We start from the raw sequence: 15,527 nt of genomic DNA on the forward strand, positions 1-15,527 counted from the left end.
CCTGCGGTCAGATCCGGGGGTTCAGGTCGGGGTTCGCGCGGGCGGCGAGCCCGAAGGAGGGGCCCGTGTTCATGGTCACCTGGCCGGCGATCTCGTGGCCGCCCGATTGGTGGCCGCCCGTCCGGTGGTCGCCGCGCCGAGGCGCCGGCGGCACGTCCACGACGGCGGTGAGGTCCTGGAGGGCGGCGCCGTGGCCGGCGTCGTACACGGTGATCCGCACCCGGTGCCGCCCCGGCACGGCGGGCGTCAGCGCGAGTACGGCCGGCTCGCGACCGGGCGTGTAGGCGGCGACGGGCGGTTCGAGCGCGGCGTCCGAGGCGACGGCGGCGACGAGCCGCAGGTCCGGCAGCTCGCGGGGGTCGGCGCCGGGCGCGTCGGGCTCCAGCCGCAGTTCGAGCCGCAGGGTGGTTCCGGGCGCGGGCTCGTCGAGCAGGGTGAGCCGGGGGCGCCACGCCGTGCGGGACACCGTCACGGCCGTTCGCCGCGCCCGCCGCGCGGGCAGGGGCAGGTCCGGTGCGGCCGGCAGGACGGCGGCGGCGGGCAGCTCCGCTAACCCGTCGAGGGCCGCCCGGCTTTCCACGGCCAGCGGATGCCCGGCCCCCATGACGACGTCCCGCCCGGCGCACACGGCGGCGAGCAGGTCCCGGGCGGCCTCCTGGCGCCCCGCCCCGGCGAGCGCCTGCCCGAGGCCGACGGCGAGGGTGGGGTACAGGCTGATGACACGAGGCTGCTCGGCGCCGACGGACAGCGCCCGATCGTCGAGCCTCCGGTGCCCGACAGCCAGCAGCGCGGCGGCACTCGATCCCGCGAGCGGAAGCCGGTCGGCGACGATGCCTGTGTAGATCCGGACGGCCCCGGCGTGATCCCCTGCGCGGAGGCGGGCGTACGCGAGGCTCTGGCGGATGCTCAGGGTGCCGCAGTGGCGTGGGCCGTGCGCCTCGGTGGCGTCAGTGGCGAGTTCCTCCAGGAGGACGACGGCCCGCAGCGGGCGGGGGCCGTCGGCCAGCACGAGGCCGTGGACCTCACGGGCGATGAGGGACCGGTGGTCGGCCGTGTCCATGGTCTCGCGGGTCCTGGCAGCGAGCTCGGCCGCCAGACGCGTGGCGGCCTCCTGGTCCCCGCTCGCCCGGTGCGCGAGCGCGAGGCCGACCTCGCTCCGGACGGCCATGGGATGGGCGGCGCCGACGAACCGGAACGCGTCGGCGACCAGGGCGGTGCAGTCGGCGACGGCGGTGTCGTGGTCCCCGGCCAGCAGCCGGGCGTTGGCGAGGTTGTGGCGCGCCAGCAGTACCTGGCGGTTGCTCTCCCCGAGGGCCGCCGCCCTCGCGGCCAGGACTTCCTGGTAGCAGGAGACGGCCTCGTCGCGGTGGCCCGCGGTGTAGTGATTGCGCGCGATCTCGTCCCAGGCGTCGAGCGTCAGGGGGTGCTCGGCGCCCAGGGCCCGGGTGCGGCCGGACCGGACACGCTCGTAGACCGCGGCAGCGCGGCCGTGTTGCCAGTACCGGCGGAGTTCGTGGCCGAGCGAGGCGGCGGCAGTGAGGGTGTCCAGGTGGTCGGGGCCGAGCACACGGGCGCGGTCGGCGGCGACGGCTTCGCGTTCGGCGATCGCCGAACGCGTCCGGCCGGTCCGGGCCAGGGCGGTCGCGAGGCCGCAGCGCTCGTGGAGGGTGTCCGGGTGGTCCGGGCCCTGGATGCGGACGCGGTCGGCGACCAGCGCCTCGTACAGTTCGACGGCCCGTTCGGCCTCGCCGAGCTCCCGGTACGTGGCAGCCACGGCGGAACGCTGGCCGAGGGTGTCCACGTGCTCCGGGCCCTGGATGCGGATCCGGTCGGCGAGCAGCAGCTCGCGGTCCGCCAGCGCCTGGTGGAGCAGGCCCGCCAGCTCCCGGGCGGTGGCGAGGGCGGCGCGCTCGGCGAGGGTGGCCGGGTGGTCGGGGCCCTGGACCCGGACACGGTCCCGGAGCAGTTCCTCGACGAGCGTGACCGCGAGCCCGGGCCGGCCCGCCATCTGGTGGATCGAGGCGAGGACGGACCTGGTGTTGAAGGTGCCGGAGTGGTCCGGTCCCAGCAGGCGCAGCTGGTCCGGGAGCAGGGCCTCGCACAGTTCCGTCGCCCGTGGGAAGTCGTTCACCTCCCGATACCCGGCCGCGAGCCACCCCCGGTCGCCGAGTACCGCGGGATGGTCGGCGCCGAGCGCGCGTGTGCGGTCGGGCACCAACGCCTCGAACAGTGCGACCGTCCGCCGGTGGTCGCCCGTCTCGCGGACGATCCAGGCGAACGTGAACCGGGTGCCGAGGGTCTCCGGATGATCGGGGCCGAGGACTCGGGTCCGGTCAGCCACGAGCGCACCGGCGAGGTCCAGCGCACGCCGCAGGTCGCGGGCGGCCCAGCAGGTCCAGAGCAGCCCGTCGCGGGCTTGGAGGGTGTCGGGGTGGTCGGGGCCGTGCACCCGGGTGTTGTCGGTGACGAGGGCGTCGAAGCGTTCGAGCGCGCCGGCGTGGTCATCGGTGCCGCGGTGTGTGAGGGCCTGCCACCAGCGGTTGTTGAGCGTGGTGCGGTGGTCGGGTCCGTACACCCGGGTGCAGTCGGCCACGAGGGCGTCGAGGAGTTCGAGCGCGCGGGCGTGGCCGCCGGCGTCCCGGTGCGCGAGGGCCTGCCACCAGCGGGTGTTGAGCGTGTCGTGGTGGTCGGGGCCGAGCACGCGCGAGCTGTCGGTGATCAGGGCCGGGTAGCGGCCGAGCGCCCGGACGTGCTCGCCCGCGGCTGTCAGCGAGCGGGCCACCGCCAGGCGGTCGGTCAGGACCTCCGGGTGGTGCGGACCTTCGACGCGGGTCCGGTCGGCGGCCAGTTCCTCGTGCAGGACGACGGCCCGCCGGGGGTCGCCGTTGTCCCGGTGCGTGGCGGCGAGCCAGAACCGGGCGTCCAGGGTGTCGGGGTGGTCCGGGCCCAGTACCCGGGTGCGGTCGGCCACGAGCATGGCGTACAGCGCCAGCGCCCCTCGGTGGTCGCTCACGCGATGGTGGGCGGCGGCCAGCCAGGAGCGGCAGTTGAGGGTGTCCGGGTGGTCCCTGCCCTGGACCCGGGCCGTATCGGCGGCGAGCGCCTCGAACAGGCTCAGCGCGTGGCGGTGGTCCCCGGCGTCCCCGTGGGCCAGCGCCTGCCAGCGACGGGCACCGAGGGTGTCGGGATGGTCGGCCCCCTGGATCCGTAGCCGGTCCGCGACCAGCGCGTCGCACAGCTCGACCCTGCGAAGCTGGTCGCCGGCTTCACCGCACCCCTGCGCGAGTCCCGACCGGGCGTTCAGCGTCTCCACGTGGTCGGGGCCGTGGACCCGGGTGCGCTCCTGGACCAGCCGCTCCCACTCCGCGAGCGCCGCGCGCGGGCGCCCGGCGGCCTGGAGCGCCCACGCCAGGTGGGCCCGCTCCGCCAGGGTGTGCGGGTGGTCCGGGCCGTGGACCCGGATCCGGTCCGCCACCAGCCGCTCCCGCTCCGGCAGTTCGCGCGCCGCCGGCCCGGCGAGGCGCAGGGCGTACGCGAGGTCGCCGCGCTCCTCCAGGGTGTCGGGGTGGTCGGGCCCCTGGACGCGGGCCCGGTCCTGCACCAGAGCACGATGCAGCTCGACCGCGCGGCGGTACCGGCCGGCCTCGCGGTGGGCGCGGGCGAGGCCGGTGCGGGCGGCGAGGGTCTCGGGGTGGTCGGGGCCGAGGGCGCGGGTGTAGTCGTCGACCACCTCCGCGTACTCGGCCACGGCCACCGCCGGGCTGCCCGCGTCGCTGCGCGCGAGCGCGAGGCGGCACCGGGCGGCGAGGGTCTGCGGGTGGTCCGGGCCCTGGACGCGGGTGCGGTCGCGGACGACCGCCTCGTAGCCCGCGACCGCCGCCGGGTGGCCGCCGGCGACGGCGTGGGCGGCGGCCAGCCAGCCGCGGCTGGTGAGGGTGTCGGGGTGGTCGGCGCCGAGCACGCGGGTGCGGTCGGCCACCGCTTCCTCGTACAGGGCGACGGCCAACCGGTGCTCGCCCGCCGTGAGTTGGGCGAAGGCCAGGCCGATCCGGCGGGTCAGCGTGTCCGGGTGGTCGGGCCCGAGCACCCGGGCCGCGTCGGCCAGCACGCGCTCGAACTCGGCCACCGCCTCCGCGTGGCGCCCGGCCGTCTGGAGCGCGTACGCGAGGCCGGCCCGGCTCGACAGGGTGTCGCGGTGGTCGGCGCCGAGCACCCTGCTCCGGTCGGCCACCACCGAGGTGAACTCGTCGACGGCGAGGGAGTGCTGGCCCGACCTCCGGTACGCGTGGCCGAGCGTGTTGCGGTCGCCGAGGACGGCCGGGTGGTCCGGGCCGAGGAGGTGGACGCGGTCGGCGATCACGGACCGGGTCATGGCGATCGCCCGGGCCGGGTCGCCGGTGCGGGCGTGCAGTTCGGCGAGCCGCCCGCGGGTGGTGACGGTGTCGGGGTGGTAGGCGCCCAGCAGCCGCGCCTGACCGTCCGCCAGTGCCGTCACCAGCGGGATCGCGAACACCCGCTGCGCCTTGTCGGTGAACTCCTCGGCCGCCAGCCGGTAGAGCGCGACCGTCTCCGCCGTCGGCCGCTCGGACGGGCCGGTGGCGGCCAGCTCCCGGATGTGCGGCAGCAGCGCCCGGCGGATCCGCAGGTCGGCCTCCGGCCACAGCCGCACCGCCGCCTCGGCGAGCTGCTGCTCGGCCCGCCCGCGCACCTTCCGTCCGCCGTCCGCGCCGCGCAGCACGTTCTGCAGCAGCCGGTGCACGGCGACCGTCGACCGGCCGAGGGTGATCAGGTTGTAGTCGGCGAGCAGCTGGAGCGCGGCGTCCACCTCCTCCGGCCGGCGCGCGCCGAACGGCACCAGGGCCTCGCGCGGCAGCGCCTCGGGGGCGTACCAGGCGAGTGTGCGCAGCAGCTCGACGGCGAACGGCGCGGTGCTCTGGACGGTGTGCAGCGTGGTCTGCCACAGCCGGGCGACCGTGTCGAGGGTGGTCGGCCGCGCGGTCCCACCGGGGCTCGCGGAGCGCAGCAGGCGGCGTCGGCAGGCGGCGAAGGTGGTGCGGGTCTGCTGGACGAACGCCCCGGCGTGGGCGAGGGCGAGCGGGAGGTGGCCGAGCTCGTCGGCGAGCGACCGGGCCTCGGCCTGCTCGGCCGCGTCCACGGTGGCGCCCGGGTAGGCGGTGTCGCACAGCAGCCGGGCGGCCTCGGGCGCGTCGAGCACGTCGATCCGGACGCGCCGGATGCCCGGGTGCCAGCCGCTCGCGCGGCGGCTGGTGACGAGCTGGTGGCCGCAGCCGAGGAGGCGGCCGAGGTAGGGCGTGAGGTGGAGCGGGTCCTCGGCGTTGTCGAAGACGAGCAGCCAGCGGTCGTGCGCCCGCAGCCAGGCCAGCGCCCACTCGACCTGCTGGCCCGGGGAGGCGGTGAGCGCCCAGGACGGGTACAGGTGGACGGCGAGGTCGGCGAAGGCCTCGGCGAGCTGTTCCTCGGACTCGGCGGTGATCCACCAGATGATCCGGTAGTCGTCGACGTGGTCGTAGGCGTAGTGCAGGGCGAGGGTGGTCTTCCCGACGCCGCCGAGGCCGTGCAGCGTGGTGGCCTGGGTGACGAGCCCGCTGCCGTCGCCGTCGGCGAGCGCCTCGCCGATGGCCTGGAGCGCGGCGTCGCGCCCGACGAAGCCGCCGCCGGAGCGGGGCGGGAGGTTGTGCCAGGGCGGGGTGGCCTCGACGCTGAGCGCGGCCCGCGCGGCGGCGGGCGGCAGGACGACGCTGCGCTGCTCGGTGTGCGGGTTGACGGCGGTGGCGGAGGGCGCGGACGGGCGGCGGCGCTGCTCGAACGCCTCCTGGTCGGGCAGGCCGCCCTCGGGTCGGGCGTGCGTCGTCATCGACGTGATCACTGTGACGCCACCCCCTGTTGTCGGCTTGCTCGCCAACCGTAACGGGGGATCAGCGGGCTGTCAGCGAAATTGCCCAGGCAGATCCACTGCTAGTCCGCCAGCCCCAGCGGGTCCTCGGCGGTGTCGAGCAGCTGCGGGCCGTTGGAGCGGACGCTGTTGACGGCCGTCGAGACGGCCCGCACGCGCAGGGCGCCGTCGGCGGGGCGGCGGAGCAGGTGGTGGAGCTCGGTGGGGTCGGTGACGTCGGGGGCGAGCCAGGTGGCCACGTCGTCCGGGGCGATGGTGAGCGGCATGCGGTCGTGCACGCGCCCGGCGGTGTCCGTCGCGTCGGTGGTGATGATGGTCGTGGTGGCGAGCCAGGCGGCGGGGTCGTCCTCGTCGCGGGTGCGGTCGCGCCAGAACTCGTACAGGCCGGCCATCAGCATCACCGAGCCGGTGCTGAGGAAGTACGGCTGCTTGTACTTCTTGCGGTCGGCCTCCGCCGGGACCTCGCGCCACTCGAAGTAGCCGTCGGCGGGGACCACACAGCGCCGGGTGGCGAAGGCCTTGCGGAAGGCGGGCTTCTCGTGGACGGTCTCCGAGCGCGCGTTGATCATGCGGGCGCCGCCGGACGGGTCCTTGGACCAGGACGGGACGAGTCCCCAGCGCAGCGGGCGGAACTGCCGCAGCAGCTCGCCGGTCTCCCGGTCGACCCGTTCGAGCACCGCCGGGACGGGGTCGGTCGGGGCGACGTTCCAGCTCGGGGCGAGGGCCTCGGCGGGGTCCCAGCGGAGCTCGCCGAGGAGGCTGACGAGGTCCTGGGGAGTGGTGGTGGAGACGAAACGGCCGCACATGCTCCCCACCCTGCCACTCCCGACCGGCAAACGCTCACCTCCCGCACCGGCCCCGGTCTCCACCGTCGGGCCCGTCGGGGAGTGACCGGCTCGTCGTGCCTCAGTCCGAGACGGCCACGGTCGTGCTCCGGCCGGGGACTACGTGGAGCGTGATGGTGGTGTAGGTGGTGCCGTCGGCCGTCGTGGTCCGGGCCGGGTGCGCAGTGCCGTCGATGGTGAGGGCGGGGTGCGCGCCGGGGAGACGGGCCTCCCAAGTCAGCGGTGTGCGGCCGGTGTTGGTGAGGGTCGTGCTGTGGTGGGCGTCCTGGCGGAGGGTGATGTGGGTGTCGCCGATCGGGATGTCGGTGACCTGGAGCCAGCCCATGGACGCGGGGAGGTGGGGGGTCGTCACGACGGAGCCGGTGGAGGCGTTCGGGGTGAGGCCCAGGAGGCCTTGGACGGTCTGGGAGAGGAGGGTGAACGGGATCTCGGGGTAGTCGCCGTTCAGCATGCGGCCGCTGGTGTGGACCTGGGGCACGGCCTCGTAGATGGTGCGCATCCACTTCCACGCCGTGTCGCCGTCCTGGGCGGCGAAGAAGGCGTCGGGGAGGTAGGTGTAGGCCTCCAGGTTGTCGGAGCGCTGCGGGCCGGAGTCCTGGGCGTCGATGGCGGCGAGGTGGGCGTCCCGGCGTGGGCCCGGGTCGAGGAGGCGCTTCGCGGGCATCAGGATGCTCGCCTCGTAGCCCCAGTCGGTGAGCGGGCGGCCGGTGGTGTCGTAGCCGTGGACGACGGCGTCGGGGTGCTGCGGGTCCACCGTCCAGGTGGAGTTGGCGTACTCGCGGAGCGTTTCGGCGGCCCGGCGGTAGGTGGTGGCCGCGGGGTGGTCGCCGCGGGCGTCGGCGAGGGTCGCGGCGGCGAGGTAGGCCTGGTACTGGGCGGCGAGGGCGTCGCCGGCCTCGGCGTAGGTGGTGGTGGCGTTCTCGGCGTAGCTCGCGGTGCCCTTGAAGATGTTGCGGCTGGTGGCCTGCGGGATCGGCAGGCCGCCGTTGTCGATCGGGCCGGGGTGGCGGGCGATGAACGGGCCGAGGGTGTTGCGGACGTAGCGGGTGAGCGCGGGGTCGTCGGTGTAGTCGCGGTCGCCGGTCCAGCGGTAGGCCTCGCCGGTCTTCTCCACGAGTTCGAAGGGAGCGGGGAGTTCCCGGACGAAGCTGCTGGGGCTGCGGTAGTCGATGCTGCCGGGGGTCTTGGCGTCGAAGTTGACGGACCACACCGGGTACAGTCCGTTCGCGTCGGTCGCTGAGGCGGCGAAGGCGCGCAGCATGGTCTTGTTCTGGGCGTCGAGCCCCAGCAGGTGGGCACCGGCGAGCTGGTGGGCGAAGTCGCGGCTGTAGAAGTCGGAGCGGAACGGGTACCCGGCCCAGTAGGTGGTGTCGTAGGACGCGGTGCCGGTGCCACCGGGATCGTTCTCGTCCAGGTTGAGGACGCCGGGTGCCCCGGCCTGCTGGACCCAGCTGTTGGCCTTGGTCTTGGCCCAGTCGAAGAGGGCGACGACCTCGGGGTCGGAGGAGCTGATGAGCGGGTCGTTGGGGGCGGAGGGGGCCACCGAGGCCTCGTCGACGTTGACCCAGCCGGTGGGGGAGGAGCCGATCGCGAGTGTCAGCCGGTCGCCGGGCACGACGTGCACGCGGGGGAGGGTGTACTTGGCGTAGACGGGCTGGTCGGGGAGGGTGAGGGAGCGGACGACGGCGCCGTTGACGGCGACGGAGAACGTGCCGCCCGCCGCGCCGCCGGCGATCCACGCGGACAGGTCGTACGTTCCGTCGGTGACGGCGCTGACCTCCTGGCTGACGCGGTATCCGGTGCCCGCGTCGAGGTAGGCGAGGCGGGTGCCGGTGTGCGGGTTGTTGGTGGCGACGCCGGTGTGCTCGGTGAACGTCCAGCCGTCGGTACCCTGTTCGAAGCCGGGGTCGGTGAGGACGAGCGGCTCGGTGCGGGTGAGTGTCCAGCGCTGGGCGGGTCTCGGTGTGCAGGGCTGGGCGCGGACCGGGCCGTCGTGGCGGGCGGTGAGGCAGCGGCCGTCGGTGGCGAGGGTGTAGCCGCCCGGGGCGGGGGAGACGGTGAAGCGCGCGGCGCCGGTGCAGTCGGCGGCGGTGAGGTCGGCGGCCAGGCAGGCTCCGCTCGCGGCGTTGACGAGGAGGTGGCCGTCGGCGCTGCGGCGCAGCTGCCAGCGCTGGCTGAGCAGGCCCTGGCAGGCTGCGGTGACGGCCGGGGTGCCGACGGCGGACCGGGCGAATCGCGGCCCGAGGCAACTTCGGTCCGAAGAAGCCGATATGACGTAGGTTCCGCCGTCCACCGGCTCCTCGCCGGTCGCCCGGGCCGGGGCCGCGGTGGCGGCGAGGACGGCCAGGGCGGCGAGGCCCGACGACAGGGTGCCGCGTAGGGGAGGCAGTGCGGGGGGCATGTGGGGCTCCTGGGCGTCCGACGGGGGTGGGCGGTGGGTGGCGGGGAACGGTGTTGAACGTTCAAATCCCGCCGGGACAAGTACGGGCGCGAACCTCGGCCCGCAGGTCTTGACCCATGTGACCGGTGACATGTGTCATTTCACATGCCGTCGCCGAGCCCCGTCAACGGGTGCGTCCGGGCGGCCGTCCGTTCCCGCTCCCTTCGACCGAGAGTCAGGACCTCCCTGTGCCTACCGCACGCTCACGTCTCGCCGGATCGCTCCGGAAACTCCTGCTCGGGGCGCTCGTCCTCGGCCTCGTCGGCACCGGTACCGCCGGTACGGCCTTCGCCCGGTCGGAGCCGTCGCCGACCCCGGCGCCCGTGCCCGCGGACCCGCACCCGGCCGCCGAGGGCTGGCGGCAGATCGACGGCACCTGGGTGCAGGTCGGCGCCACCCGGCCGCACGTGATGCCCAACGCCACGACCTTCGCCCAGCGCCAGGCGGCCAATGCCACCGCCGCCACCCGCGCCACCGCCGCCCCGCGCAACAACTACGACCTGCAGATGACCTACCGCGGAGGTCAGGACTCCATCGGCGTCACCACCGGCCAGCCGAAGGTCTACCTGATCTACTGGGGCAGCCAGTGGGGCACCCCGGGCACCGACGCGGCCACCGGCAACGTCACGCTCTCCGGCGACCCCGACAGCGCCGCGCCCTACCAGCAGGACTTCTTCAAGGGACTGGGCAGCAGCACCGACACGTGGTCCCGCGTGATGACCCAGTACTGCGAGGGCATCGCCCCCGGCTCGTCCTACTGCCCGTCCGACGCCAACCACGTCGGCATGCCGGTGGCCGGCCAGACCCTCGCGGGCGTGTGGGTGGACAACGCGGCGCCCGCGCCGAAGGCCGCCACCGAGCCGGAGATCGCGGCCGAAGTCGTCGCCGCCGCCAAGCACTTCGGCAACACGGACCCGAACCGGAACCGGGACGTGCAGTACATCATCAACACCGGGCAGGGCCTGGACTCCGACAAGTGGAAGGAGCTCGGCTACTGCGCCTGGCACACCTTCATGCGCAGCTCGGCCGGCACCCTCGCCTACACCCTCATGCCGTACCTGACCGACGTGCCCGCCTGCGGCACCAACTGGATCAACCCGGGCGCGCGCGGCCGGCTCGACGGCTACGGCATCATCGGCGGCCACGAGTACGCCGAGACCATCACCGACCAGAACGCCTCCGGCGCCTGGACGGACGCGACCGGCCAGGAGAACGGCGACAAGTGCTCCTGGATCCCGGTCGGCCGCAACGGCGGGATGTTCAACCTCCAGTTGTCCACCGGTGCGTTCCCCGTCCAGACCACGTGGTCCAACTACGACCACCTGTGCATGGGTGACGACCCGGTGTTCGCGAACGCGCAGCTCCTCGTCACCCAGCCCTGCACGCAGACGATCGAGAGCGGAAAGCCCGTCGACATCCCCGTCCTCGCCTCCGACCGCGCCGGGCGCCCGATCACCTACAGCGCCAAGGGCCTGCCCGCCGGCCTGCGGATCGACCCGGCCGCCGGCCACATCACCGGCACCACGCACGCGACCGGCTGGAAGAGCGTCACGGTGACCGGCCAGGACGACCGGGGGAACACCCAGAGCCAGACCTTCTGGGCCGGGTTCTTCAAGGGCCCGCAGTACGGCTGCGCCGCGATCGAGCAGCTCAACGACCCGGGCTTCGAGAACGGCACCGCCGACCACAGCGTCTGGAACCCGTCCGGCTACAACATCATCACGCCGTCCACCGCGCACCAGGCGCACGGCGGCGCGACGTACGCGTGGCTCGGGCAGAACACCGCGACGGACGACTCGATCACCCAGTGGGTGGAGACCACCCCCGGGTACAGCAGGGAGTTCCTCTCCTTCTGGCTGAACATCACGGGTAGTGCCCAAGGCGCCTCCGCGCCCGGCGGTTCGGCGGCGGACACGCTCTCGCTGGAGCTGTACGACCAGTGGAGCGGCAAGTACATGGCGACCGTCAAGACGTGGACCAACCTGGACGCGACCAACGGCTACCAGTGGCAGTCCTTCGACCTGACGCCGTACGTGACGGCCGAGTTCGGGTCGACGGTGGGGATCAAGCTGGTCGCGCACTCGCCGAGCGGGAAGACCGCGTTCCTGGTCGACGACGCGTCGGTGAAGCTGACCTGAGCCGGGTTCCGGGGTCCCGTCGATGTGGGCGGGGCCCCGGAACGCGCAACGGCATAGTACCCCCCGGGGGTGTTGTCGAAATCGTTCGACTATACCCCCGCTGGTATTCGGCCGTGGCGGTCGTATGCTGGTAGACATACCGAGAGGGGTATCGAGATCATCTCGCGGCGCCGCAGTGCACCGCCCAGGAGGTCCACGTGTACTTCGCCCAGTTCTACCTCGACTGCCTCTCCCAGGCCTCGTACCTGATCGCCGACGAGAGCACCGGCCGAGCCGTCGTCGTCGACCCGCGCCGGGACGTCGACGAGTACGTCGCCGACGCCGAGGCCCGCGGCTTCACCGTCGAGGCCGTGATCAACACCCACTTCCACGCCGACTTCCTGGCCGGCCACCTCGAACTCGCCGACCGCACCGGCGCCTGGATCGGCTACGGCCACCGTGCCGAGACCGAGTACCCCATCCGCCACCTCACCGACGGCGAACGCATCTCCCTCGGCGACGTCACCCTCCAGATCATGGAGACCCCCGGACACACCCCCGAGTCGATCAGCATCCTCGTCTACGAGCACGCCACCGACGAATCCCCTTACGGCGTACTCACCGGCGACGCCCTGTTCGTCGGCGACGTCGGCCGCCCCGACCTGCTCGCCTCCGCCGGCGTCACCGCCGAGGATCTCGGCGCCATGCTCTACGACAGCGTCCACCACAAGCTCATGGCCCTGCCCGACCAGGTCCGCGTCTTCCCCGCTCACGGCGCCGGCTCCGCCTGCGGCAAGAACCTCTCCACCGAGAAGCAGTCCACCATCGGCACGCAGCGCCTGACCAACTACGCCTGCCAGCCCATGGACCAGGACGCCTTCGTCCGCATCGTCACCGCCGGCCAGTCCGCCACCCCCGCCTACTTCGGCCACGACGCCGCCCTCAACCGGCAGGACCACCCGCTGCTCGACCGCACGAACGCCGCCCGCCCCCTGTGCCCCGAAAGCTTCAAGGAGGTCCGCACCGCAGGCGCCGTCGTCCTCGACGCCCGCAGCCCCCAGGACTTCGGCGCGGGACACGTCCGCGGGGCCATCAACGTCCCCGTCGACGGCCGCTTCGCCGAACAGGCCGGCACCGTCCTCACCCCCGACAGCACCATCGCGATCATCGCCCCGCAGGACCGCGAGGACGAGGTCGTCACCCGCCTCGCCCGCATCGGCTTCGATCACATCGCCGGCTACCTGCGCAACCCCGGCAACGCCCTGCCCGCCCTCGCCGACGAGGTCACCGCCGCCAGCCGCCTCACCGCCGACCAGCTCCGCACCGCACTCGCCGGCGAGCAGCCCCCCACCGTCCTGGACGTGCGCACCTGCGGCGAACGCGAAACAGGATTCATCGAAGGATCCCTGCACATCGCCCTGGCCGAACTCCCCCGCCGCCTGAACGAGATCCCCACCGACCGCCCCCTGGTCGTCCACTGCGCCAGCGGCCACCGCTCCTCCATCGCCGCCAGCCTGCTGCGCCACCACGGCCACACCGACGTCTCCGACCTCCTCGGCGGCTACAACGCCTGGCACACCCTCACCCACCCCGACCGCGCCTGAACCCAGCCGTCCCGGCCCACCACCGGGCCGCGGGACGTGATGAATCGCCGATCCCGCGGCCGATCCAGCGGCAGCCAGTCCATGTGCCCGCCCTTCACGCCGCAGGCGGCAAGCCGTTGCGTCCCGGCTGAGCGGGCCGTCCCGTCGGGCCTTCGGCGTGGTGCGTGCCGATCACGAAAACGGTCTGCCCGGCCCGGAACCCCCTGACTGTTCCGCGGTATGGCCGTGGCTGGTGCGCTGCCGGTCCGGCCGGGTGTTCATGGCAGATGTGCGCGATCCTGGATTTGAGCAGCCCATGCCGCCAAGTCGTGCCCGTGCGGCTGGCGCGAGGCCCGGCCGGCCGAGACGGGCTACGGCACGTCGCGCCCGATCGCGCGCCGCGACACGGACACACAGACGCGACCGGCGACCCGAGCGGAGGCCAAGCGGCTGATGAGCGGCATCGAGCACGAGTCGGCAGGAGCGCGGGACACGACCGAGGGCCGCGTTTACACCGTCACCGGCGGCGACTGGGACGAGGTCGCCGGTGACGCGCAGCGACGAGAACGGGCGGACGACGAGCGGATCATCGTCAACATGGGTCCGCAGCACCCGTCCACGCACGGCGTGCTGCGCCTGGTCCTGGAGATCGACGGCGAGACGGTGAGACAGGCCCGCTGCGGCATCGGCTACCTGCACACCGGCATCGAGAAGAACATGGAGTTCCGCAACTGGGTCCAGGGCACGACCTTCGTGACCCGCATGGACTACCTGACCCCGCTGTTCAACGAGACCGCCTACTGCCTCGCGGTGGAGAAGCTGCTCGGGATCACCGAGCAGGTTCCGGACCGGGCGAGCGTGATCCGGGTGCTGATGATGGAGCTCAACCGGATCTCCTCGCACCTGGTGGCGCTGGCCGCCGGCGGGATGGAGATCGGCTCCACCACGCTGATGGTCTACGGCTTCCGGGACCGCGAGGTCATCCTCGACATCTTCGAGCTGGTGACGGGCCTGCGCATGAACCACGGCTACGTCCGGCCGGGCGGCCTGGCGCAGGACCTGCCCCCGGGTGCACCGGATCAGATCCGCGAAGGCGTGAAGCTGCTGCGCTCCCGGATGCACGAGTACGACAAGCTGGCGACCAACAATCCGGCCTTCAAGGCCCGACTGGTCGACGTCGGCCACCTGGACCTGGCCGGCTGCCTGGCGCTCGGCGCCACCGGGCCGATCCTGCGGGCCACCGGCCTGCCGCACGACCTGCGCAAGACCGACCCCTACTGCGGCTACGAGAACTACGAGTTCGACGTCGCGGTGGCCTGCACCGCGGACTCCTACGGTCGGTTCCTGATCCGGCTGGAGGAGATGCGCCAGTCGCTGCGGATCGTCGAGCAGTGCCTGGAGCGGCTGCGTCCGGGCCCGGTCATGGTGGGCGACAAGAAGATCGCCTGGCCCGCCCAACTGGCCGTCGGCCCTGACGGGTTGGGCAACTCGCTCCACCACATCCGGAAGATCATGGGAGAGTCCATGGAGGCGCTGATCCACCACTTCAAGCTGGTGACGGAGGGCTTCCGCGTCCCGCCGGGGCAGGCCTATGCGGCGGTCGAGTCCGCCAGGGGTGAGCTGGGCGTGCATGTCGTCTCCGATGGCGGCACGCGGCCGTACCGGGTGCACTTCCGCGACCCGAGCTTCACCAACCTGCAGACGATGGCCGCGATGTGCGAGGGCGGGCAGGTCGCGGACGTCGTCGTCGCGGTGGCGAGCATCGACCCGGTGATGGGGGGCGTGGACCGGTGAGAGCCGCCGCACCGCGGAGGTGGCGCCTACGAGGACGCCGCGGTCGATGTCCTCGATCAGCTCGATCAGGCCCTCGTTGCCCGCCTTGTGGATCCAGCCGCGCGCCGAGCAGGAAGGCGGTGCCGGTGCGGATTCGCAGGCCCTGCCGGCAGGCGGTCCCCTTGGTCAGGCCCACGGCGCCGATCTCGGGGTCGGTGAAAGCGACCCGGGGTACAGCGCGGTAGTCGGCTTCCGGCCCCGGGGTGCCGAGGATGGCGCGCCTGCCCGGTCCGGGCCAGGTCCAACGGCCGGTGCGTGATCCGCCTGTTTGTCCGGGTGTCGTTGGGTAGACGCTGGTAGGACAAACGCGCTGGTAGACCTCCAGGGTCGGCCTGTGCGTTCGAGAGCTGATCGGAAAACCACCATGAACGAGCACGCATCCACCTCAGCCGGATCATCCGCCTCTTCGCCGGGTGCGTTGTTGCTTCGGCCGGTCGACACGGCGGCGTCCGTCGTGCGCCGCGCGCCGGGTGCCAGGACCGTCGGGGGAGTGGTCGACGGCGTGCTCGACACCGTGGGACTCGTGTCGCCGCAGGCGCGCCGTATCGCCGCCTACACCGGCGCCGGGTTGCTCGGTGCGCTGGGGGCGGTCGACTGGCCGGTCGCGGCGGCCGGCGCGGCGGCCGTGTGGCTGACCCAGTCGCGACCGACGCGCACAGTGGCTCCGACGCCGGCACCGAAGTCCGCACGGCGTAAGCCGGCCGGCAAACCGAGCGCCGGTACGAGGCGCAGGACGTCGAGCAAACGCCGTACGACTGCCTCGGCCCGGTCCCCCGGACGAAAGGCCGCGTGACG

General features: G+C 73.4%; 8 protein-coding genes. 4 read left to right on the forward strand and 4 right to left on the reverse strand.

Annotation, left to right across the window (positions count from 1 at the left end; genetic code table 11):
- Positions 1 to 7: 7 nt before the first annotated feature.
- The 3 genes from fxsT to ACWCXH_RS08300 all read right to left on the reverse strand — a co-directional run bounded on the left by fxsT (position 8) and on the right by ACWCXH_RS08300 (position 9,160).
- Positions 8 to 5,875 carry an FxSxx-COOH system tetratricopeptide repeat protein gene (gene fxsT, locus ACWCXH_RS08290; RefSeq protein WP_449800551.1) on the reverse strand — a complete coding sequence of 1,956 codons (5,868 nt, stop codon included), beginning with the start codon at positions 5,873 to 5,875 and terminating at the stop codon, positions 8 to 10.
- Positions 5,876 to 5,976: 101 nt separating this feature from the next.
- Entirely contained in the window at positions 5,977 to 6,720 is a 744-nt protein-coding gene (locus tag ACWCXH_RS08295; protein WP_449800552.1) for an SOS response-associated peptidase, read from the reverse strand.
- 100 nt (positions 6,721 to 6,820) lie between these two features.
- A complete protein-coding gene (locus ACWCXH_RS08300; RefSeq protein ID WP_449800553.1) occupies positions 6,821 to 9,160 on the reverse strand; it encodes an RICIN domain-containing protein in 2,340 nt (779 codons plus the stop codon).
- A 227-nt stretch (positions 9,161 to 9,387) separates the two neighbouring features.
- On the opposite strand from ACWCXH_RS08300, the gene ACWCXH_RS08305 reads away from it, so the two are divergent.
- The 3 genes from ACWCXH_RS08305 (at position 9,388) to ACWCXH_RS08315 (ending at position 14,693) form a co-directional block, all read left to right on the forward strand.
- Positions 9,388 to 11,337, forward strand: a complete 1,950-nt coding sequence (locus ACWCXH_RS08305) for an Ig domain-containing protein (protein ID WP_449800554.1) — start codon at positions 9,388 to 9,390, stop codon at positions 11,335 to 11,337.
- 197 nt (positions 11,338 to 11,534) lie between these two features.
- A complete protein-coding gene (locus ACWCXH_RS08310) occupies positions 11,535 to 12,920 on the forward strand; it encodes a rhodanese-like domain-containing protein (RefSeq protein ID WP_449800555.1) in 1,386 nt (461 codons plus the stop codon).
- A gap of 432 nt (positions 12,921 to 13,352) precedes the next feature.
- On the forward strand, positions 13,353 to 14,693 hold the full coding sequence (locus ACWCXH_RS08315; RefSeq protein WP_449800556.1) for an NADH-quinone oxidoreductase subunit D: 1,341 nt from the start codon (positions 13,353 to 13,355) through the stop codon (positions 14,691 to 14,693).
- Here ACWCXH_RS08315 and ACWCXH_RS08320 read toward each other — a convergent pair.
- Entirely contained in the window at positions 14,587 to 15,108 is a 522-nt protein-coding gene (locus ACWCXH_RS08320; RefSeq protein ID WP_449800557.1) for a hypothetical protein, read from the reverse strand. The two genes, ACWCXH_RS08315 and ACWCXH_RS08320, sit on opposite strands and share 107 nt — an antisense overlap.
- Between ACWCXH_RS08320 and ACWCXH_RS08325 the strand changes: the two genes are divergently transcribed.
- Positions 15,097 to 15,525 (forward strand): hypothetical protein, encoded by a 429-nt coding sequence (locus tag ACWCXH_RS08325; RefSeq protein ID WP_449800558.1) that lies wholly within the window; start codon positions 15,097 to 15,099, stop codon positions 15,523 to 15,525. The two genes, ACWCXH_RS08320 and ACWCXH_RS08325, sit on opposite strands and share 12 nt — an antisense overlap.
- The last annotated feature ends 2 nt before the right edge of the window (positions 15,526 to 15,527 follow it).

The sequence above is a fragment of the Kitasatospora sp. NPDC001660 genome (assembly GCF_053596725.1).

Bases quoted from the DNA above. Each gene is read 5' to 3' on its own strand.
- fxsT (WP_449800551.1), bottom strand. From the start codon at position 5,875: ATGACGACGCACGCCCGACCCGAGGGCGGCCTGCCCGACCAGGAGGCG.
- ACWCXH_RS08295 (WP_449800552.1), bottom strand. From the start codon at position 6,720: ATGTGCGGCCGTTTCGTCTCCACCACCACTCCCCAGGACCTCGTCAGC.
- ACWCXH_RS08300 (WP_449800553.1), bottom strand. From the start codon at position 9,160: ATGCCCCCCGCACTGCCTCCCCTACGCGGCACCCTGTCGTCGGGCCTC.
- ACWCXH_RS08315 (WP_449800556.1), top strand. From the start codon at position 13,353: ATGAGCGGCATCGAGCACGAGTCGGCAGGAGCGCGGGACACGACCGAG.
- ACWCXH_RS08325 (WP_449800558.1), top strand. From the start codon at position 15,097: ATGAACGAGCACGCATCCACCTCAGCCGGATCATCCGCCTCTTCGCCG.